The 18,918-nt window shown below is 70.9% G+C and carries 18 protein-coding genes; 1 reads left to right on the top strand and 17 read right to left on the bottom strand.

Going from position 1 to position 18,918, the window contains the following annotated elements; genetic code table 11:
• Window positions 1-23: 23 nt before the first annotated feature.
• From QTI33_RS14700 to QTI33_RS14620, 17 genes are all read right to left on the bottom strand, one after another.
• A complete protein-coding gene (locus tag QTI33_RS14700; RefSeq protein WP_286506789.1) occupies window positions 24-926 on the bottom strand; it encodes an NAD(P)-dependent oxidoreductase in 903 nt (300 codons plus the stop codon).
• A 21-nt stretch (window positions 927-947) separates the two neighbouring features.
• Window positions 948-1,934, bottom strand: coding sequence for a Bug family tripartite tricarboxylate transporter substrate binding protein (locus QTI33_RS14695; protein WP_286506788.1), 987 nt, complete (start codon window positions 1,932-1,934; stop codon window positions 948-950).
• A 64-nt stretch (window positions 1,935-1,998) separates the two neighbouring features.
• Complete coding sequence (locus QTI33_RS14690) at window positions 1,999-2,862, bottom strand: isocitrate lyase/PEP mutase family protein (RefSeq protein ID WP_286506787.1); 864 nt, start codon at window positions 2,860-2,862, stop codon at window positions 1,999-2,001.
• On the bottom strand, window positions 2,852-4,282 hold the full coding sequence (locus QTI33_RS14685; protein WP_286506785.1) for an FAD-dependent oxidoreductase: 1,431 nt from the start codon (window positions 4,280-4,282) through the stop codon (window positions 2,852-2,854). The genes QTI33_RS14690 and QTI33_RS14685 overlap by 11 nt, the downstream gene beginning before the upstream one ends.
• Window positions 4,279-4,890, bottom strand: coding sequence for a cysteine hydrolase family protein (locus tag QTI33_RS14680; protein ID WP_286506784.1), 612 nt, complete (start codon window positions 4,888-4,890; stop codon window positions 4,279-4,281). The genes QTI33_RS14685 and QTI33_RS14680 overlap by 4 nt, the downstream gene beginning before the upstream one ends.
• The gene (locus tag QTI33_RS14675) at window positions 4,887-6,941 is read right to left on the bottom strand and encodes a hydantoinase/oxoprolinase family protein (RefSeq protein WP_286506783.1); all 2,055 of its coding nucleotides are present in this window, start codon (window positions 6,939-6,941) and stop codon (window positions 4,887-4,889) included. Before QTI33_RS14675 ends, QTI33_RS14680 begins: the two co-directional genes overlap by 4 nt.
• On the bottom strand, window positions 6,938-8,638 hold the full coding sequence (locus QTI33_RS14670) for a hydantoinase B/oxoprolinase family protein (RefSeq protein WP_286506781.1): 1,701 nt from the start codon (window positions 8,636-8,638) through the stop codon (window positions 6,938-6,940). Before QTI33_RS14670 ends, QTI33_RS14675 begins: the two co-directional genes overlap by 4 nt.
• The gene (locus QTI33_RS14665; RefSeq protein ID WP_286506779.1) at window positions 8,635-9,132 is read right to left on the bottom strand and encodes a LeuD/DmdB family oxidoreductase small subunit; all 498 of its coding nucleotides are present in this window, start codon (window positions 9,130-9,132) and stop codon (window positions 8,635-8,637) included. The genes QTI33_RS14670 and QTI33_RS14665 overlap by 4 nt, the downstream gene beginning before the upstream one ends.
• A complete protein-coding gene (locus QTI33_RS14660; RefSeq protein ID WP_286506778.1) occupies window positions 9,129-10,418 on the bottom strand; it encodes a 3-isopropylmalate dehydratase large subunit in 1,290 nt (429 codons plus the stop codon). The genes QTI33_RS14665 and QTI33_RS14660 overlap by 4 nt, the downstream gene beginning before the upstream one ends.
• On the bottom strand, window positions 10,415-11,368 hold the full coding sequence (locus tag QTI33_RS14655) for a tripartite tricarboxylate transporter substrate binding protein (protein ID WP_286506777.1): 954 nt from the start codon (window positions 11,366-11,368) through the stop codon (window positions 10,415-10,417). The genes QTI33_RS14660 and QTI33_RS14655 overlap by 4 nt, the downstream gene beginning before the upstream one ends.
• 28 nt (window positions 11,369-11,396) lie before the next feature.
• Window positions 11,397-12,107, bottom strand: a complete 711-nt coding sequence (locus QTI33_RS14650; protein WP_286506776.1) for an ABC transporter ATP-binding protein — start codon at window positions 12,105-12,107, stop codon at window positions 11,397-11,399.
• Window positions 12,104-12,871, bottom strand: coding sequence for an ABC transporter ATP-binding protein (locus tag QTI33_RS14645; protein WP_286506774.1), 768 nt, complete (start codon window positions 12,869-12,871; stop codon window positions 12,104-12,106). The genes QTI33_RS14650 and QTI33_RS14645 overlap by 4 nt, the downstream gene beginning before the upstream one ends.
• Entirely contained in the window at window positions 12,864-13,844 is a 981-nt protein-coding gene (locus tag QTI33_RS14640) for a branched-chain amino acid ABC transporter permease (protein WP_286506772.1), read from the bottom strand. The genes QTI33_RS14645 and QTI33_RS14640 overlap by 8 nt, the downstream gene beginning before the upstream one ends.
• Entirely contained in the window at window positions 13,841-14,713 is an 873-nt protein-coding gene (locus QTI33_RS14635) for a branched-chain amino acid ABC transporter permease (protein WP_286506771.1), read from the bottom strand. Before QTI33_RS14635 ends, QTI33_RS14640 begins: the two co-directional genes overlap by 4 nt.
• A gap of 60 nt (window positions 14,714-14,773) precedes the next feature.
• On the bottom strand, window positions 14,774-15,994 hold the full coding sequence (locus tag QTI33_RS14630; protein WP_286506769.1) for an ABC transporter substrate-binding protein: 1,221 nt from the start codon (window positions 15,992-15,994) through the stop codon (window positions 14,774-14,776).
• Between the two features lie 17 nt (window positions 15,995-16,011).
• Complete coding sequence (locus QTI33_RS14625; protein ID WP_286506854.1) at window positions 16,012-16,794, bottom strand: GntR family transcriptional regulator; 783 nt, start codon at window positions 16,792-16,794, stop codon at window positions 16,012-16,014.
• An 84-nt stretch (window positions 16,795-16,878) separates the two neighbouring features.
• Window positions 16,879-17,910: a LacI family DNA-binding transcriptional regulator gene (locus QTI33_RS14620; protein WP_286506768.1), complete on the bottom strand. Its 1,032-nt coding sequence runs from the start codon at window positions 17,908-17,910 to the stop codon at window positions 16,879-16,881.
• Window positions 17,911-18,045: 135 nt separating this feature from the next.
• Here QTI33_RS14620 and QTI33_RS14615 point away from each other — a divergent pair, with 135 nt between their 5' ends.
• Window positions 18,046-18,912, top strand: a complete 867-nt coding sequence (locus QTI33_RS14615) for a dioxygenase family protein (RefSeq protein ID WP_286506767.1) — start codon at window positions 18,046-18,048, stop codon at window positions 18,910-18,912.
• Window positions 18,913-18,918: the final 6 nt, after the last annotated feature.

Genomic DNA, 18,918 nt, shown 5'->3' with positions numbered 1-18,918 from the left:
CACGAAGTGACGAGCGTGGGGGCTCAGTCCTTGCCGCGCTGCGCGAGCAGGCGATCGGCGTAGTCCTGCCAGTTCGCCTCTTTGTCGAGGCCGTCGAACACGCCGGCCTTCGCCTGGTCGGCCACCCACTGCTGCTTCTCGGCGATGGCCGCGGCCATGGTGGGCGCGAAGCCGGCTTCGCGCACCGTGTTGGCGGCCTCGCGCATCTCTTCGGCCCGGCGCTGGCCGTGCTGGACCACGCGGCTGAAGAAGTAGGCGCCCTGGCGGCCCCAGTCGATGCTCGGGAAGGTCTCCTGCAAGGTCGGCAGCACGTGGTCCTCGACGCCGTAGGCGCGCGCCGTGGCGTAGCTTTCGATCACCAGCGCCTCCAGGCCCTTGATCATCACGCTGCGGCTCATCTTGATCGCGCTGGCGACGCCGAGCCGGTCGCTCACCGCCTTGGTGTCCAGCCCCCAGGCTGCGAGCGCCTCGGCCAACGCCGCCGCCCGCTCGCCGCCGAGCAGCATCGGCACGCGGATGCCATAGGGCGGCACCGAGGTCATCACGCCGGCTTCGACATAGTGCGCACCGGCGGCGTCGACCAGCGCCGCGCAGCGCCGCTTGGTGCCCGGCGAAGCCGAATTGAGGTCGAGGAACAGCGTGCCCGGGCGCAGGTGCGGCGCCGCCTCCTCGGCCACGCGCAGGGTGTTCGACGCCGTGACGGCGGAGATCACCAGCGTGCTGGCCCCGCACAGGGCGGCCATGGACGGGTGCGCCACCACGCCGGCCTGCGCGGCGTGCGCCTGCTCGTGCGCCTGGCGCGCCGGGTCGATGAAAGTCAGGTCCCAGGCGCCGACGGATCGGACGCCGGGCTTGTCCTTGAGGCCCGAGGCGAAGGTCTTGCCCACCTCGCCGTAGCCGACGAGTCCGATGTGTTCGAGTTGCATGTCCGTACCTCGCCTGGAAGGCTATTGCCGGGGGATGCCCGCGGCGGCGATCACGCCGCTCCAGCGGCGGATCTCGCTGTCGAGCAGCGTCGCCAGCTCCTCGGGGCTGCCGGCGCGCGGCTGCACGTTCAGCGTCGCCAATTGCTGCTGGACCTCGGGCGAGGCCAGCGCCGCGCGGACGGCCCGGTTGAGCCGGTCGATGCGCTCGCGCGGCGTCTTGGCCGGCGCGGCCAGCGCGTTCCAGGAACGCACGTCGAAGCCCTTCAGCGCGGCGCCCTCGGCCGCCGTGGGCACCTCGGGCAAGGCCGGGTTGCGCTTCTCGCCCATCACGGCCAGCACCCGCAGCGCCTTGCCCGTGATCTGCGGCATGACCGGCGACAGGATCTCGACGCCGGCGTCGATCTGGCCGCTGCGCAGGGCCGTCACCACGGCCGGCGTGCCGTTGAAGGGCACCACCTGGGCGTCGATGCCGGCCCGGCTCTTGAACAGGGTGGCGGCCAGGTGCTGGGTGCTGCCGATGTTGACCGTGCCGATGTTCAACGCGCCCGGCCGTGCCTTGGCGGCCGCCACCAGGTCCGCCAGGCTGCGCAGCGGCGACTTCTCGGGCACCACGATCGCGATGTCGAAATAGCCCAGCAGCGAGACCGGCGCGAAGTCCTTGCGGGTGTCGAAGGGAAGCTTCTGGAACAGGCCTTCGCTGACCGCCGTGCCGTTGCTCATGAGCAGCAGCGTGAGGCCGTCGGCCGCTGCCGAGGCCACCATCGTGCCGGCCACCACGCCGCCGGCACCGGGACGGTTGTCGACGATCACGGGCTGGTTCAGCTGGCTGGACATCGCCTTGCCGACCACGCGCGCCGTGAGGTCGGCGACGCCGCCGGCACCGAAGGGGACGACCAGGCGGATCGGCTGGGTGTCGCGGCCGTCGGCGGCGTGGGCCGGCACCGGCAGCACGGCGGCAAGGCCGAGCGCGGCCGGAAGCAGGAGGAAGGGACGACGGGTGGATCGCATGTCGAACGCGCAGGCTTGAAAGAGGCGGCCAGTGTAGGCCGAAGCGCGCGGGCCGTGCCGCCGCTCACTCGTAGCGCTTGCCCTGCGCCATCAACTCGGGCGTCCCGATCACTTCATTGAGCCCATCGAAGTCCAGCATGCGATCGCGCCAGGGCAGTGTCGTGCGATTCGCCTGCAGGCTCGCGTAGTAACCCTGCAGCGTATGCACCACGGCGCGGGCCGTGCCGCCCGGGAAGATCGCGATCCGGAAGCCATGCGCCTGCAGCGCGTCCGCGTCCTGCACCGGCGTCTTGCCGCCCTCGACCATGTTGGCGAGCAGCGGCACGCGGTCGGCGAAGCGCTGGCAGGCGGCGTCCATCTGCGCGGGCGAACGCAGCGCCTCGATGAAGAGCGCGTCGACGCCGGTCTCGAGATAGGCTTCGGCGCGGTCGAGCGCCGCATCGAGCCCCTCCACCGCCACCGCGTCGGTGCGCGCGAGGATCAAGGTCTGCGCCGACGCGCGCGCATCGAGCGCGGCCTGGAGCTTGCCGACCATCTCGCGCACCGGCACCACGGTCTTGCCGTCCAGGTGGCCGCAGCGCTTCGGAAAACCCTGGTCCTCGATCTGGACCATCGCGGCGCCCGCGCGCTCGAAGCCGCGTACCGTGCGCTGCGTGTTGAGCGCATTGCCGAAGCCGGTGTCGGCATCGACGATCACCGGCAGGCCGACCCGCTCGGTGATGCGCGCCAGCGTGTCCTCGACCTCGGTGAAGGTGGTGAGCCCGACGTCGGAGCGCGCGAGCCGGGTGTAGGCGATCGAGGCGCCCGACAGGTACAGCGCCTCGAAGCCGGCCTGCTCGGCCACCAGTGCGCTCAGCGCGTCGTAGACGCCGGGCGCCAGCACGATGTCGTTGCGCGCCAGGCGCGCCTTGAATGTCTCATGGGCCATGGGAAGCCTTCCTTTCATCGATCAGCGCGGCGGCCGTGTGCGCCGCGATGGCGCCGCCGGCCACCGCGCTCAGCAGCCCGTTGCCCGAGAGATAGCCCCAGACCGCGTCGCCCGACACGCCGCCCGCGGCGCCGCCGGCGGCCAGCAGGTTGGGCAGCGGCGTGCCGTCCTGGCGCAGGACGCGCATGTCGGGCGCGACGTCGAGGCCGCCTTGCGTATGGAACAGGGCGCCCGTGACCTTGACCGCGAAATAGGGCGCGGCCAGTGGACGCGCGAACACGCGGCCATCGGCGTGCACGGCGCCGGCGCACAGCCCGTCGAGCGTCGATTGCAGCGTCGCCGCATCGCAGCCGATGCAGGCCGCCAGCTCGGCCACGCCGTCGCAGCGCCGGAGCGCGCCGGCCGCCTCGGCCTCGCAAAAATCGGGAAAGCCGCGCGCCAGTTCCAGCAGCGGCGTATCGAAGACATTCCAGGCCACGCCGCCCGGCTGCGCCAGCACATGCACCGCGGCTTCGGAGTAGCCCTGGGTCTCGTCGTGGAAGCGCCGGCCCTCGCGGTTGAGTTGCACGCCGCCTTCCATCATCACGGCCCAGGACATCAGCGCGCCCTGCGGCGTGACCCAGGAGCCGTGCCCCTGGTAGCCGCCGAGGTCGCGCAGCCGGGCGCCGATCGCCTCGCCCCAGAGGATGGCGCTGCCGTCGTTGCCGACATGGCCACCGAACGCGGCCTCGGCCATCTCGGGCAGCCGCGCGCGCACCATCGCCGCATTGCCGCCGAAGCCATTGCAGGCCAGCAGCAGCGCGTCGCAGCCCAGCGTTTCCTCGCGCCCATCGGGGCGGCGGTAGCCGACGCCGACCGCACGGTCCGTCTGATCGAGCCACAGCGTGTCGACCAGGGCCTGGGTCAGCACGGGGATGCCGGCGGCCTCCACCGCCGCCTGCAGCGCCGCCATCAACGCCGCGCCGGTCTTCTGCCGCAAGGCATGCATCCGGTGCACGCTGTGGCCGGGATAGAGAAAGCCGTCGAGCACGATCCAGTCGAGGCCGTGCCGGGCCTGCAGCGCATCGAGCGCCGGACCGACGGCTTCGGCATAGGCCGGCACCAGGGCCGGCGCCGCCAGGCCATGGGCCTTGGCCTGGATGTCGGCCGCGAAGCGGGCGGGGCTGTCGCCTTCGATGCCCTGGCGGCGCTGGGCGAGCGTGCCGGGCGCCGGAATGAAGCCCGATGACAGCGCGGTCGATCCGCTCGGCACGGTGTCGCGTTCGAGCACCACGCAGCCGACGCCCGCGTCGTGCAGCATCAGCGCCGCCGTGAGCCCGCAGGCGCCGGCGCCGACGATCGCCACGTCGACCTGCATGTCGGCCTCGATCTGCGATGCGCGCCGGATTCGGCGCACCGGGCCTCCGGCGTCGATCGTCATGCCAGCCTCTGCACGAAGCCCGCGCAGTCCGTCAGCTCGGCCACGTTGGCCATGTCGGCCAGCGAGGTCCGGTGCCGCTCTTCGCCGAAAGCCGCGCAGCCATCGGCCAGCACCAGCGTGCGGTAGTCGCGCATGTGGGCATCGCGCACCGTGCTCGCCACCCCGCCGTTGGTGACGATGCCGCACACGGCCACCGTGTCGATGCCGGCGCGGCGCAGCACCCAGTCGAGCTGGGTGTTGAAGAAGGCCGAATAGGCGACCTTGCAGACCACGACGTCGACCAGGCCGGCCAGCGCATCGACGTTGGCCTGGCCCCAACTGCCCGGCGCGAAGTCGCCCTTGCGCAGGTAGGGGCGCAGCGCCTTCAGGTGCGGCGACACCATCGGCTCGCCGGCGGCATCGGGCCACAGGGTGAACTGGCTCGCGGCGACCAGTCCGCCGACGGTCTTGAGCGCACGCGCGGCCGCCGCCACGCGGTCGGGCAGCAGCAGCGCGGGGGGGTTGCTGTCGCCGCCGCGCGCGTAGGCGCCGCGGGCATCCAGAAAGTCGTTCTGCAGGTCGACCACGACCAGCGCCGTGGTCGTGCCGCGGATGGCCGCATCGCTCATGACAGCCTCACCAGCAGGTTGCCATGCGCATCGACCTCGGCATGGAAGCCGGGCTCGAGCCAGACGGTGGTGTCGGCCTGTTCGAGGATCGCCGGGCCGTCGACGCGGGCGCCGACCGGCAGCGCCAGCCGCGCGAAGCGCAGCGCCTCGTGCCACTGCCCGGCGTGGAACACGCGCTGGGTGCCCAGCGGGGCGACGCTGCCCTCGCCTTCGGGCGCCAGCACCGCGAGGTCGAACTTGGGCCGCACGCCGATGCGCGCATAGCGCAGGTTCATCACGCGGATGCCGATGCCGTCGAGCACCCGGCCGAAGGCAGCGCTGTAGCTGGCCTCGAAGGCGCCGCGGATGCCTTCGCGCGTCAACGCCTGCGCGGTGGCGGCCGTGAGCACCACCGGCAGCGTGTGGGTCTGGCCGGCATAGAGCATGTCGAGCGCGATCACCTCGCGCACCTCGTCGAAGCGCACGCCCGAGGAATCGAGCCGCTGCTGGCAGGCTGCGGCCAGTTCGGCGATGCGCTGCCCGAGCTGCGCGACGTCGAGTTCGTCGAGCGGACGGTTGAGGGTCTGCACCGCGTCGTGCCGCATGTCGGCGATCACGCAGCCCAGCGCCGAGGTCACGCCGGGGTAGCGCGGCACGATGCCGATCGCGACGCCGACCTCGCGCATCATCGCGCACACGTGCAGCGCCCCGCCGCCGCCGAAGGGCATGTAGGCGAAGCGGCGCGGATCGTGGCCGCGCTCGATCGACACCAGCCGGATCGCACCCGCCATGCGCGCGTTGGCGACCGTCAGGATCGCCTCCGCCGCCTGGTGCACGTCGAGCCCGAGCGGCTTCGCGACATGCAGGTCGATCGCCTCGAAGGACTTGCCCGCATCCAGCGCCGCCAGCAGGCCGCCGCCCAGCGGCCGGTCGGCGGCGATGCGGCCGAGCAGCACGTTGGCGTCGGTCACCGTCGGGCGCATGTTGCCGCGGCCGTAGCAGGCCGGCCCCGGGATGCTGCCGGCCGATTCGGGACCGACCTGGAGCATGCCGCTGGCGTCGACCGAGGCGATCGAGCCGCCGCCGGCGCCGATGGTCTCGATCTGGATCATCGGCGAGCGGATCACCATGCCGAACTCGATCGCGGTCTGCGCCGCCAGCGCGGCCTCGCCGTTGGCGACCAGCGAGACGTCGAACGATGTGCCGCCCATGTCGCCGGTGATCGCATTCGGGAAGCCCGCCGCCCGCGCGATCGCCGCGCAGGCAATCACGCCGGCCGCCGGGCCCGACAGCGCGGTGCGCACCGGCAGGTCGCTGGCGGTCTGGCGCGACATCACGCCGCCGTTGCTCTGCACCACCAGCAGTTCGCCGTCGAAGCCCTGGCCGCGCAGGTCCGACTCCAGCCGTTCGAGGTAGCTGCCGACCACCGGCTGCAGCGCCGCATTGAGCGTGGCGGTCGAGCAGCGCTCGAATTCGCGGATCTCGGGCAGCACCTCGCAGGCCGAGGTGACATGGGCGTTGGGCCACAGTTCGCGCACCGCGGCGACGGCCAGCCGTTCGTTCTCGGGGTTGGCGTAGGTGTTGATGAAGAACACGCACACCGCCTCGCAGCCGGCCTCCAGCAGCGCGCGGGCCTCGTCGCGGACCTGGTCGAGGTCGACCGGCGTGTGCAGCGTGCCGTCGGCCAGCACGCGCTCGTCGACCTCGCGCCGCAGGTCGCGCGGCACCACCGGCACGAAGCTGCCGCGCAGGCCCCAGGTCTGGGGCCGGTCGCGCCGGCGCATCTCGAGCACGTCGCGAAAACCGCGCGTGGTGATGATGCCGGTGCGCGCCACCTTGCGCTCGAGCAGCGCATTGGTGCCGACCGTGGTGCCGTGCACGATGGTCGCGATGGCCGCTGCCGAGTCGGCCACGCGGGCCACGCCGTTCATGAAGCCGCGCGCTTCCTCGCCGCGGGTCGACGGCACCTTGACGATGCGCGCCGTGCCGTTCGACTCGTCGAGCACGAACAGGTCGGTGAAGGTGCCGCCGACGTCGACGCCGACGACCAGGGATTGGCTGGGGGAAGTCATTCGGACGCCTTCTTGGTTGCATCGGCGGTGGCGCTCACGTAGCCCATCGCCAGGTCGCGCTCGCGCTGTTCGGGTGCGCGCTCGGCGGCGCTGCCCCAGCCGCCGCCGCCGGGGGTTTCGAGGCGCACCCGCTGGCCGCGCACCAGCTGGATGCCGCGCATCTTCGACACCATCGGCGGCTCGTGCCAGGCGCCTTCGTTCTCGTAGCGGAAGACGTTCAACGCGCCGGCACCGCCGCCCGCGATGCCCTTGGGCGGCGAAGTGCCGCGCTCGCCGAAGACGAAGGCTTCGGCCGCCTGCTCCAGCAGTTCGATCTCGTAGACCGCGCCAAGGCCGCCGCGATGGCGGCCGTCGCCGCCCGAATCGGCGCGCAGCGACCATTCGGTGAAGCGCACCGGGTAGGCCGCCTCGAGGATCTCGAGCGGCGGGATGGTGGCGGTGGAGATCGGCGCGTTGCCGTGCGAGAGCCCGTCGCCGCCGGAATGGCCGCCATGCCCGCCGCCGAAGAAGCTGAACATCACCCAGCGCTGGCCCTCGCGCCCGGCGTCGCTGCGGTGGCCGGCGATCGACAGCGCGTTGATGGTGCCGTAGGCCTGCGCCACCGCCCGCGTCGGATCGGCCTGGGCGGCGGCGCTGAAGATCACGTCGATCATGCGCAGGATGGTCTCGGTGTAGCCGCCGACCGGCCGCGGCCGCTCGGCGCTGATCACCAGCCGGTCGGGCAGGACGAAGTCCACCGCATCGAGCACGCCGGCATTCGCCGGTACGTCCGGGAACAGGTGCTTCAGCGCCACGTAGCAGGCCGCGATCGCGGTGGCGCGCGAGATGTTCACCGGGCCCGCGCATTGCGGCGAGGTGCGCGAGAAGTCGAGCAGCAGCCGGTCGCCGGCCACCGTCATGTCGAGCGCGATGGTGAGCGGCTCGTTGACGATGCCGTCGTTGTCGAGCACGTCCTCGAAGCTGTAGCGGCCGTCCGGCAGCGAGGCAATGTGCGAGCGCATCAGGCGCAGCGCGCGGCTGCGCAGCTCGCCCATGGCCTGCAGCACCGGCGCGTCGCCGTACTCGTCGAGCAGGCCGTGCAGCCGCCTGGCGCCCAGTTCCAGCGCGGCCAGCTGGCCGTTGAGGTCGCCCCAGAGGCTTTCGGGCAGCCGTGTGTTGGCGCGCAGGATCGCCAGCACGTCGGGGTCGAGCACGCCGTCGCGCACGATGCGCACCGGCGGGATCTGCACCGCCTCCTGCCAGCATTCGGTGGCGGCCGGGTTGTAGTTGCCGGGCACCGCGCCGCCGACGTCGTGCCAATGGGCGGCCGAGGCCATGTAGCAATAGAGCCGGCCGTCGCGGAAGAAGGGCCGCACCAGCTTGAAGTCGTTGGCGTGCGTGCCGCCGTCGTAGGGGTCGTTGCTGATCCAGATGTCGCCGTCCTTCATGCCGCCGCGCGGCGCTGCCGCGGCCGCGGTCGCGCGCACCGCGAAGGCCATGGCGCCGACGAACACCGGCAGGCCCGACTTGCCCTGCACCAGCGTGTCGCCGCTGGCGGCGTCGTAGAGGCCGTGGCAGGCATCGTGGGCCTCGGCAATGATGGGATTGAAGGCGCTGCGGTAGAGCGTCGCGTCCATCTCGTCGGCGACCTGTTCGAGCCGGCCGCGCAGCACCGCGAGCGTGACCGGGTCCATCGGGGGGTGGGAAGCGTCGTTCATGGTTCGGTACTTTCTTTGGCGAAGCGCTGCCGCAGCTGCTTCATGAGGCCGCCTGCGCGGACCATGTCCATCAGGAATCCGGGCACCGGCTCGCAGGCCAGCAGCCGGCCGTCGGGCGCCGCGACCGAGGGGCGTGCGATGTCGAGGGCGACGCGGTCGCCGTCCTTCAGCGTCTCGGCCTCGGGGCAGGTCAGCAGCAGCAAGCCCAGGTTGAAGGCGTTGCGGAAATAGAGCCCGCCGTACGAAGGCGCGATCACCGCCGCCACGCCCAGGTGCACCAGCACGGCGGCCGCCTGCTCGCGCGACGAGCCGATGCCGAAATTCGGCCCGGCCACGATCAGGTCGCCGGGCCGCACCTCGCGGGCGAACTCGGGGCGCACGGCTTCGAGGCAATGCCGGGCGATGACGTCGATGCCGTGCTTCATCGCATGGCCCGGCGCCAAGGCGTCGGTGTCGACATCGGCGCCGAGGCGCCAGACGCGGTGCGACGTCATGCCAGCACCTCGCGCGGATCGGTCACGCGGCCGCACAGTGCGGCCGCAGCCACGGTGTACGGGGAGCCGAGATAGACCTGCGCCGTGGGCGAGCCCATGCGGCCCTTGAAGTTGCGTGCCGTGGTGGAGATCACGGTGAGGTCGTCGCCCATCGGGTCGCCGTAGCCCGAGCAGGCGCCGCAGGCGGTGGGAAAGAGCTCGGCGCCGGCGTCGAGCAGTGCCTGCAGCACGCCCTCGTCGCGGGCCCGCTGCTGGTCGAGCAGGCTGGCCGGCGCGACGATCAGCCGCACGCCGGCCGCCACCTTGTGGCCGCGCAGCACCTCGGCCGCGGCCCGCAGGTCGTCGAGCTTGGCGCCGGTGCAGGCGCCGATGTAGGCGACGTCGATCGGCGTGCCGAGGTACCGGCTCACGCCATGCGCGTTCGCCGGGCTGTGCGGCGCCGCCACGTAGGGTTCGAGCGTCGAGGCATCGAAGCGGTGGCGCGTCAAGTCCGCGCCTTCATCGGTGAACCACGGCGCCGTGTCGATCGACGGTGCACCGGCTTCGGCGAGGAAGGCCGAGGTCGTCGCGTCGGGCGCGATCAGCCCGACCTGCCCGCCGAGTTCGGCGCTCATGTTCGACAGCGTCATGCGCTCCTGCATCGACAGCGCCTGCACCGCCGGCCCGCAGAACTCGACCGCCTGGTAGCGCCCGCCATTCATGCCGAAGCGCGACAGCATGTGCAGCATCATGTCCTTGGCAGTCACGCCGGCGGGCAGCCGGCCGTCCCACCACATCTGGATCGTCTCGGGCACGCGCAGCCAGATCTCGCCGCTGACCACCACGCCGAGCATCTCGGTGCTGCCGATGCCGAACATGTAGGCACCGAAGGCGCCGCCGGTGGGCGAGTGCGAATCGCCGCCCACGCACAGCATGCCGGGCCGGATGTGGCCGTGCTGCGGCACCACCACGTGGCAGATGCCCTGGCTGTCGTAGACATGCGGCAGCCGCTGGTCGCGGGCCCAGTCGCGGGCGATGCGCACGATGCGGCGCGAATCGTCGTCGCGCTCGGGCACGTAGTGGTCCATCACCAGCACGATGCGCGACCGGTCCCAGATCTGCGCCCCGAGTTCCTCCAGCATCGGCTGCAGGCGGCGCGGGCCCGAGGAGTCGTGGAACATCGCCAGGTCGACCTCGCAGGTCACGATCTCGCCGACCGCGACCGCCGCCCGGCCGCAGGCCCGGGCGATGAGCTTCTGCGCCAGCGTCTGCGGCGCCGGTGGGAGAGCGGAGACGGGCGCGCTCATTCCGGCCTCGCGCCCGAATACTTGACCACCTGCGCCCAGCGCTTGATCTCGCTCTGGACGAAGGGTGCGAACTGTTCGGGCGTGTTGCCGACCGCGATCACGCCCTCGCTGTCGAAGCGCTTGCGCATCGCCGGCTCGCCGATCGCCTGCCGGGCGGCGTCCGCCAGGCGGCGCGTCGTTTCGGGCGGCATGCGCGCCGGCCCGAACAGGCCGAACCAGGCGCTCGATTCGTAGCCGGGCAAGGTCTCGGCAATGGCCGGCAGGTCGGGGAACTCGGGCAGCCGCTTGGCCGAGGTCACGCCCAGCGCCTTCAGCTTGCCGGCCTTGATGTGCTGCTGCACGTTGCCGACCGCCGCGAACATCAGCTGCACCTGGCCCGCCAGCACGTCCTGCACGGCCGGCGCGGTGCCCCGGTACGGGATGTTCACGATGTAGACGCCCGACTGCATCTTGAAGGCCTCGCCCGCCATGTGCAGCGACGAGCCCAGCGCGCCGATGGCGAAGTTGAGCTGGCCCGGCTTGGCCTTGGCCAGCGCGATCAGTTCGCGCACGTTGTTCGCCGGCAGCGACGGATGGGCGACCAGGATCGACGGCGAGGTCGCGACGCAGCTCAGGGCCGTGAAATCCTTCACCGGATCGAAGGGCAGCGTGGGATAGAGCGTCGCATTGATCGCATGGCTGGTGAAGCTCAGCAGCAGCGTGTTGCCGTCGGGCGGCGCCTTGGCGACAACCTCGGCGGCGATGTTGCCGCCGGCGCCGGGCCGGTTCTCGACGATCACCGTGCGGCCCAGCACCGGGCCCATGCCGGCCGCCAGGGTGCGGGCGATGGTGTCGGTCGAGCCGCCGGCCGGTGCGCCGACCAGCAGCCGGATGGGCGCGTTGCCGATCTGGGCCCGGGCGCTGCCGGCCAGCGCCGTCGTGGCGGCGATGAGGATGTCTCTGCGTTTCATGGTCTTTCCTTGTGGGGTCGCCGCAGGCTCAGAGCCCGAGGTAGGCGCGGCGCAGGTCGTCGCTGCCGAGCAGTTCGTCCGGCGCGCCCGAGAAGCGCACGCTGCCGTTCTCCAGCACGTAGGCGCGGTCGGCGATCTCCAGCGACTGGCCGACGTTCTGCTCGACCAGCAGCACGGCGAGGCCGCCGTCGCGCAGCTGCCGGATCAGCGTGAACATCTCCTCGACCAGCAGCGGCGACAGGCCGAGCGAGGGCTCGTCGAGGATCAGCAGCACGGGCTCTGCCATCAGGCCGCGGCCGATGGCCAGCATCTGCTGCTCGCCGCCGCTCATGGTGCCGGCGTTCTGCCGGATGCGCTCGCGCAGCCGGGGGAAGATGCCGAACACCTTCTCCAGGTTGGCGGCCCGGCGTTCGCGGGCCCGCGTGAAGGAGCCGAGCTCGAGGTTCTCCAGCACGCTGAGGTTGGGGAACACCTTGCGGCCTTCGGGCACCTGGATCAGGCCGGCCTTGACGACCTCGCGGTAGTGGGCGCCGCTCAAATCCTTGCCGTCGAAGCGGACGCTGCCGCTCCAGGCCGGGCACAGGCCGCAGACCATCTTGTTCAAGGTCGACTTCCCGGCGCCGTTGCTGCCGAGCAGCGCGACCATCTCGCCGGCCTTCACCTGCAGGTCGACGCCGCGCAGCACCTCGACCCGGCCGTAGCCGCCGCGCAGGCCCTGGATGTCCAGCAATGCGGTCATGCCTTGGCCTCCTTCGCCGCAGCCGCCTTGCGCAGCCGCGCCGCGGTGCCGTGGCCCAGGTAGGCCTCCACCACCTTGTCGTTCGAGGTCACCTCGGCCGGACTGCCCTCGGCGATCAGCTGGCCCTGCGCCAGCACCCACACGTGCTCGGCCAGATTCATCACGGCCTGCATCACGTGCTCGATCATCAGCACGGTGACGCCGCCGTCGGCGATGCCGCGCACCACCGGCATCATCTCGGCGATCTCCTGCGGGTTGAGGCCGGCCAGCACTTCGTCGAGCAGCAGCAGGCGCGGCTGGGTCGCCAGCGCGCGTGCCAGTTCGAGCCGCTTGCGGCCAGCGACCGTGAGGTCGGAAGCCGGCTTGTCGAGCTGCGCCGCCAGGCCCACGCGCTGCGCCACCTCATCCGCGCGACGCAGCGCCGCGCCACGGCTGCGCTCGTGCAGGTGCACGCCGACCGCGATGTTCTCGCGCACCGTCTGGGCCGCGAAGGGCTTCACGATCTGGAAGGTGCGCGTCATGCCCAGCAGGGCGTTGCGGTGCGGCTCGCGGCCCGTGATGTCCTGGCCCGCGAAGCGCACCGTGCCGGTGTCCGGCTTGAGGAAGCCCGACATCAGCGCGAACAGCGTGGTCTTGCCGGCGCCGTTGGGGCCGATCAGCGCGCTCAGGCTGCCTTCGGCCACGGACAGGCTCACGCCCTGCACCGCCTTCAGGCCGCCGAAGGAACGGGAGATGCCATTCAGCACCAGCAGCGGTTCAGCCACGGGGACCTCCCTTCGCGGCAGCCCAGAGCTGGCGCACCGAGAGCCCCACGCCGGCGATGCCGCGCGGCAGGAAGATCACGATCAGCACCAGCACCGTGCCGTAGATCACCATGTTGATGCCCGGCAGCTCGCCGAACAGGTTGCGCGTGAGGTCGGCCAGCAGATGCAGCACCACCGCGCCCAGCACCGGCCCCCACAGGGTGCCGACGCCGCCGACGATGGCGCCGACCAGCGCCTCGACCGAGGTCGCCGAGCCGTAGGCGATGCCCGGGTCGATGTACTGGAAGACCTGCACGTAGAAGGCGCCGGCCGCGCCCATGAAGGCGGCCGAGAGGCCGATCGCGCCAAGCTTGACGCGAAACGGGTTCACGCCCACCGCGCGCGCCGCGTCCTCGTTGTCGCGCACTGCCTGCAGCCAGGCGCCGAAGCGGCCGTTGCGAAGCCACCAGGTGACCAGCAGCGCCGCGACCACGAAGGCCAGCACCACCCACAGGTAGCCGGCACGCGACGCGAACTGCAGGTTCGACGGCGCTTCGCGCAGGGGCAGCATCAGCCCGACGCCGCCGCCGGTGAACGGCACCGAGAGCGCGACGATGCGAAAGACCTCGGCGAAGGCCAGCGTGACCAGTGCGAAGTAGGAGCCCTTGAGCCCGTAGCGAAAGCTCAAGCCGCCAATGAACAGCCCGACGAGCGCGGCACCGACCACCGCCAGCCCGAGTGCAACCCAGGCGTTGAGGCCGCCCTGCAGCTGCGCGATCGCCTGGATGTAAGCGCCGCTGCCGAAGAACAGCGCATGGCCGAAGGAGAACTGGCCGCCGAAGCCGCCGAGGATGTTCCAGGCCTGCGCGATCAGCGTGGCGTAGAGCGCCATCATCACGAAGTTGAGCGTCGCGCCCGAGGAAGTGGCCAGCGGCACGCAGGCCACCAGCAGGGCGAACAGCGCGATGGCCAGCAGTTGACGAGGACCGCTCATGCCTTCGCTCCGAACATGCCCTGCGGGCGGAACAGCACGACCCCGATGAAGATCGCGAAGATGCCGATCTGCCCCAGCGACTCGCCCAGGTACAGGCCGCCGAGCGATTCGACGATGCCGACCAGGAAGCCGCCGATCAGCGCGCCGACGAAACTGCCCATGCCGCCCAGCACCACGATCGTGAAGGCCACCAGCACGAAGCCGCCGCCGACCTGCGGGTTGACGTAGTAGGCCGGCAGCAGGAAGCAGGCGGCGGCGCCGAGGCAGGCCAGGCCGATGCCGAAGCTCATCGCATAGACATGGTCGACGTCGATGCCCATCAGCTTGGCGCCCTCCTTCTCCTTGGCGACCGCGCGGATCGCCCGGCCCAGGTCGGTGCGGCCCATGACCCAGAACAGCAGCGCCGACACCACCAGCGCCCCGGCGAAGGCCACCAGCTTGGGCACCGCGATCATCGCCGGCCCGATGGCCACCGTGCTGAGCGCGTAGGCGGTGTCGATGTTGCGGGTGTCCGACTTGAAGAACAGCAGCGCCAGGTTCTCCATCACGATCGCGATGCCGAGCGTGACCAGCAGGATGTTCTCGTCCTTGCCGTGGCCGGCGCGGTTGATGACCAGGCGCTGCAGCCCGTAGCCGAGCGCGAACATCCCGGGGATGACGATCGGCAACGCGAGGTAGGGGTCGATGCCCCAGCGCTCCTTGAGGAAGTACACCGCATACAAGGCCAGCATCAGCGAGGCGCCGTGGGCGAAATTGATGATGTGCAGCACGCCGTAGATCAGCGTGAGCCCGAGCGCGATCAAGGCATAGACCGCGCCGGTCGTCAGGCCGTTCAGGACCGACGAGAAAAGGATGCTGGGGTCGAACATGGGCGGTATCGGTGGGGCCGCCCGCACCGCGGGGCGCGGCCGGGCGACGTGTTCGCCGGATCAGGCGTTGAGCGGGAACATCGGCTCGACCTCGCGGAACTCGCGCGGAATGATCACCTTGATGTCGTTCTTCACGACCTGCGTCATCAGCGGCTGCGCGCCCTCGTTCTGGCCGTTGACGAACTTCGTCGGGCCGTACGGCATGATGTGGTTCGCGAAGGCGCTCTTCTCCAGCGCGTCGATGATGGCCGCACGCTCGCTCGATTTGGCGCGCTCCAGCGCATCGGCCAGCAGCGTCATCGCGGTGTAGGTCATGAAGACCTCGTAGCTGAAGAACTGGCCCTGCGCCTCGACCCGCTTTCGCAGCTCGGCCGAGCGCTTGTCCTTCGGGTTGAACCAGTGGTTGCAGTCGATGATGCCGTTGGCCGCGTCCGGGAACTCCTTGACGAACTTGTAGCTCGACGCCGCCCCGCCCAGCACCGAGAAGATCGCCTTCGGCTGCACCTTCTGCTGCTGCATGGTGCGCACCAGCAGCGCGTACTCGTTGTAGTAGTTGGCCGGGATCACGATGTCGGGGTTGATCGACTTCATGCGCAGCACGATGTTGTTGAAGTCGCGCGTCGGATTGGCGTGCTTCACGACCTCCTTCACCTCGAAGCCGTAGCCCGGCAGCTCGCGCGACAGCAGCGCCGCCGTGCCGGAGCCGAACAGCGAGTCCTCGTGGACGATCATCACCGTCTTGGCCGGATTGCCCGCGGCCTTGTTGAGCACCAGCAGGTTGGCCATCGCGACCTCGGTCGACTTCTTGTAGCCGGGGCCGAAGCGGAAGGTGTTCTTGAGGCCGCGCTCGACGATCTGGTCGGCCACGCCGACATCGACCACGTGCGGCAGGTTGTACTTGGCGGCGGCCTGCGTGGTGGCCAGGCAGATCGCCGACGCGAAGGCGCCGACGATGGCCGACACGCCGGCCTCGTTCATCTTCTCGACCTCGGCGGCGCCGGCCTGCGGCTGCGACTGGGCGTCGCCGAGCAGGGCCTCGAGCTTGGCGCCGCCCAGCGACTTGATGCCGCCGGCCTTGTTGATGTCCTCGATCGCCATCAGCGCACCGAGCCGGCACTGCTGGCCCGAATAGGCGAGTGCGCCGGTCACGGGATGGAGCACCCCGACCTTGATCGGCTTGGGCTGGGCGCCGGCCACCAGCGGGAAGGCGATGGCGGAGGCCACGGCGGCGGATTGCGACATGAAGCGGCGGCGGTCCGGGCGATCGAAGCGATGGGGCATGGTGCTTTCCTTTTTCTTCAGTTGAACTGGGCTGACACGTCTTTGCTGACCCACACCTTGGCGTCGATGCTGCCGACGCGCGACAGTTGCATCTCGTAGGTGTAGCGATCGGGCCGGTAGAAGCCGTGCAGCCACTGCACCGGGCGTTCGGCTTCGTCGTAGATGAGGCGGCGCACGGCCAGCAGGGCCGAGCCGACCGAGACTTCGAGGTGCTCCGCGAGCACGTTGTCGGCCAGCCGCGCCGTGATGGTCTGGTGCGCGCGGCCGACCTTGACGCCGGACTCCTCGAGCAGCACCAGGATCGGCTTCTTCGCCAGTTCGCGGCGGCCGAACTTGCGCGCGATGTCGTTCGGCACGTAGGTCGTGATGTGCGACAGCGGCCCCTCGCGCGTCGAGCGCACCCGCACCGCCTTCTGCACCGCGTCACCGAGCTGCAGCTGCAGCGCCTCGGCGACCTGGGTCGAGGCGTTGATGGTCGCCACGTCGATCACCTTGACCGAAGTGTGCAGGCCCATCGTGACCAGGTTCTCGAGCAGGCCGCGCAGGTTGGCGCGCGCCATGCCGTCGGCCGCGCGCGGCTCCGCGCTCGCCGCCGGCGCCACCGGGCGCGTGCGCCGGCCGGGGTTGCGCGAGATCAGGCCCTCGGAGGACAGCTGGCCAAGGGCCCGCCGCACCGTGACACGGGCGACGCCGAACTGCGCCATCAGGGCCAGTTCACCGGGCAGGCCGTCGGCGAAACGCCCTTCCTCGAGTTGCTCGCGCAGCACCAGATAGATCTGGTGGTACTTCGGCAAGGGCATCTGCGACATGCCCGCGATGGTTGGGCACTTCTATTGTTCTGTCAATGGGACATTTGATACCGCGCTGGGACGCGTCCGTGCCGCTCAGGACTCGCCGGCAACGTCCCGCGTCGACTCGCGCACCACCAGCTCGGGCCGCAGCACCACCGTGAAGGCCGACGGCGCCCGGCCCTCGATGCCGTCGAACAGCATCTCGGCCGCGCGCCAGCCGAGCTCGCGGTGCGGCAGCCGGATCGTGGTGAGCGGCGGGTTGACCATGTCGACCAGCGGCATGTCGTTGTGGCCGGTGATCGAGATGTCCTGCGGCACGCGCAGGCCGCGCTCACGCAGCACGTCATAGGCCCCGAGCGCCACCAGGTCGTTGCAGCACACCACGGCCTGCGGCCGTTCGTGGCCATCGAGCAGCCGCTGCATGGCGGCGCGGCCGGCCTCGCGGCTGTAGCCCTCGCATTCCTCGACGCTGGCCAGTTCCAGCCCGCGGTCGCGCAGCGCCTGCTCGACGCCCTGGCGCCGGCCGACGCCGGTCGGCACGTTCTGCGGGCCGGCCAGGTGGGCGATGCGGCGATGGCCCAGCGACACCAGGTGATCGACCGCCAGCTTCATCGCCAGCCGGTCGTCGCTCACCACGGCGGGCAGGCGCCCGGTCTCGTCGGCCCGGTTGACCAGCACCGCCTGCAGGCCGGCCTTGCCGATGTAGTCGACCAGCGGGTCGTCGCGGGTGGCGATCGCCAGCACCAGCCCGTCGACCCGCTGCGCCAGCATCCGCTCGACGATCGGCCGCGCCAGCGCGTGGTCGACCACGTTGGTCACGAAGACGAAGTAGCCGCGCGCCGCCGCGCTGGCCTCGATGCCCTGCAGGATCGGCGGGAACACCGGGTTGGTGATGTCGGGCACCAGCACCCCGATGGTGTGAGTGCGGCCGGTGCGCAGCGCCGACGCCGCCCGGTTGGGCCGGTAGCCGAGCTTGCGCGCGGCCTCCTCGACCACCTTCAGCACCTCGGCGCTGATCAGGCTGCGCTTGTCCGGATTGAGCGCGCGCGAGACCGTCGAGACATGCACGCCGGCGGCCTGCGCGACGTCGCGGATGGTGACGGTGGACGAGGGTTGAGGGTTCATGAGTGCAAACGATTGAAGGCGCAATTCGGGACGGTTCTGCCATTTTCCACGATGAGCGCATGGATATGCGGATTTTACTTTCCGGAGAAATCGGGGAATAATTTGCAAACGTTTGCATAAAAGGCCCACCACCCCATGAACATCGTGACCACCCCCGAATCGGTGCTCCAGATCGCCCTCCAGGCGATGGAGCGCACGCCCGACCCGCGCCTGCGCAGCGTGATGGCCGCCCTGACCCGCCACCTGCACGCCTTCGTGCGCGAGGTCGAACTCAGCGAGGACGAATTCGAGCGCGCGCTCGAATTCCTGGTCGCGATCGGCCAGGCCAGCGGCGAGACCAAGAACGAGGTGGTGCTGGCGGCCGACCTGCTGGGCGTCTCCACCCTGGTGGCGCTGCAGAACAACCAGGACCCGCAGGGCGAGTCGCCGGCCGCGCTGCTGGGCCCGTTCTGGCGCGCCAACGCGCCGCTCTGCGACGGCGGCGAGAACATCGCGCGCTCGGAGACGCCGGGCGTGCCGCTGGAGGTCGCCGGCACCGTGCGCGACGGCGCCGGCCGGCCGGTGGCGGACGCCATCCTCGACGTCTGGCAGGCCTCGCCGGTCGGCCTCTACGAGAACCAGGACCCGGCGCAGCAGGACATGAACCTGCGCGGCCGCTTCAAGACCGATGCCGAGGGCCGCTTCCATTTCCGCAGCGTGCGGCCGGCCGGCTACCCGGTGCCGACCGACGGCCCCTGCGGCGACCTGCTGCGGGCCCAACTGCGGCATCCCAACCGGCCGGCGCACCTGCACTTCATGGTCAGCAAGCCGGGCCACAAGGTGCTCGTCACCCAGGTCTTCGCGGACGACGACGAGAACCTCGAGAGCGACCCGGTGTTCGGCGTCACGCGCCAGCTGATCGGCCGCTTCGAACCCCAGCAGGCCGGCGGCCACGCGACGCTGCAGTACGACTTCGTGCTCGAGCCCGGCGAGATGAAGTTCCCGCGCCCGCCGATTCCGTGAACACCT

The sequence above is a fragment of the Variovorax davisae genome (assembly GCF_030316845.1).
In the GTDB taxonomy this organism is placed as follows: domain Bacteria; phylum Pseudomonadota; class Gammaproteobacteria; order Burkholderiales; family Burkholderiaceae_C; genus Variovorax; species Variovorax davisae.
Note: the sequence above shows the minus strand (reverse complement) of the source record. Positions and strands in the feature narration are given on the sequence as shown.

Bases quoted from the DNA above. Each gene is read 5' to 3' on its own strand.
- QTI33_RS14700 (WP_286506789.1), bottom strand. From the start codon at position 926: ATGCAACTCGAACACATCGGACTCGTCGGCTACGGCGAGGTGGGCAAG.
- QTI33_RS14695 (WP_286506788.1), bottom strand. From the start codon at position 1,934: ATGCGATCCACCCGTCGTCCCTTCCTCCTGCTTCCGGCCGCGCTCGGC.
- QTI33_RS14690 (WP_286506787.1), bottom strand. From the start codon at position 2,862: ATGGCCCATGAGACATTCAAGGCGCGCCTGGCGCGCAACGACATCGTG.
- QTI33_RS14685 (WP_286506785.1), bottom strand. From the start codon at position 4,282: ATGACGATCGACGCCGGAGGCCCGGTGCGCCGAATCCGGCGCGCATCG.
- QTI33_RS14680 (WP_286506784.1), bottom strand. From the start codon at position 4,890: ATGAGCGATGCGGCCATCCGCGGCACGACCACGGCGCTGGTCGTGGTC.
- QTI33_RS14675 (WP_286506783.1), bottom strand. From the start codon at position 6,941: ATGACTTCCCCCAGCCAATCCCTGGTCGTCGGCGTCGACGTCGGCGGC.
- QTI33_RS14670 (WP_286506781.1), bottom strand. From the start codon at position 8,638: ATGAACGACGCTTCCCACCCCCCGATGGACCCGGTCACGCTCGCGGTG.
- QTI33_RS14665 (WP_286506779.1), bottom strand. From the start codon at position 9,132: ATGACGTCGCACCGCGTCTGGCGCCTCGGCGCCGATGTCGACACCGAC.
- QTI33_RS14660 (WP_286506778.1), bottom strand. From the start codon at position 10,418: ATGAGCGCGCCCGTCTCCGCTCTCCCACCGGCGCCGCAGACGCTGGCG.
- QTI33_RS14655 (WP_286506777.1), bottom strand. From the start codon at position 11,368: ATGAAACGCAGAGACATCCTCATCGCCGCCACGACGGCGCTGGCCGGC.
- QTI33_RS14650 (WP_286506776.1), bottom strand. From the start codon at position 12,107: ATGACCGCATTGCTGGACATCCAGGGCCTGCGCGGCGGCTACGGCCGG.
- QTI33_RS14640 (WP_286506772.1), bottom strand. From the start codon at position 13,844: ATGAGCGGTCCTCGTCAACTGCTGGCCATCGCGCTGTTCGCCCTGCTG.
- QTI33_RS14635 (WP_286506771.1), bottom strand. From the start codon at position 14,713: ATGTTCGACCCCAGCATCCTTTTCTCGTCGGTCCTGAACGGCCTGACG.
- QTI33_RS14630 (WP_286506769.1), bottom strand. From the start codon at position 15,994: ATGCCCCATCGCTTCGATCGCCCGGACCGCCGCCGCTTCATGTCGCAA.
- QTI33_RS14625 (WP_286506854.1), bottom strand. From the start codon at position 16,794: ATGCCCTTGCCGAAGTACCACCAGATCTATCTGGTGCTGCGCGAGCAA.
- QTI33_RS14620 (WP_286506768.1), bottom strand. From the start codon at position 17,910: ATGAACCCTCAACCCTCGTCCACCGTCACCATCCGCGACGTCGCGCAG.
- QTI33_RS14615 (WP_286506767.1), top strand. From the start codon at position 18,046: ATGAACATCGTGACCACCCCCGAATCGGTGCTCCAGATCGCCCTCCAG.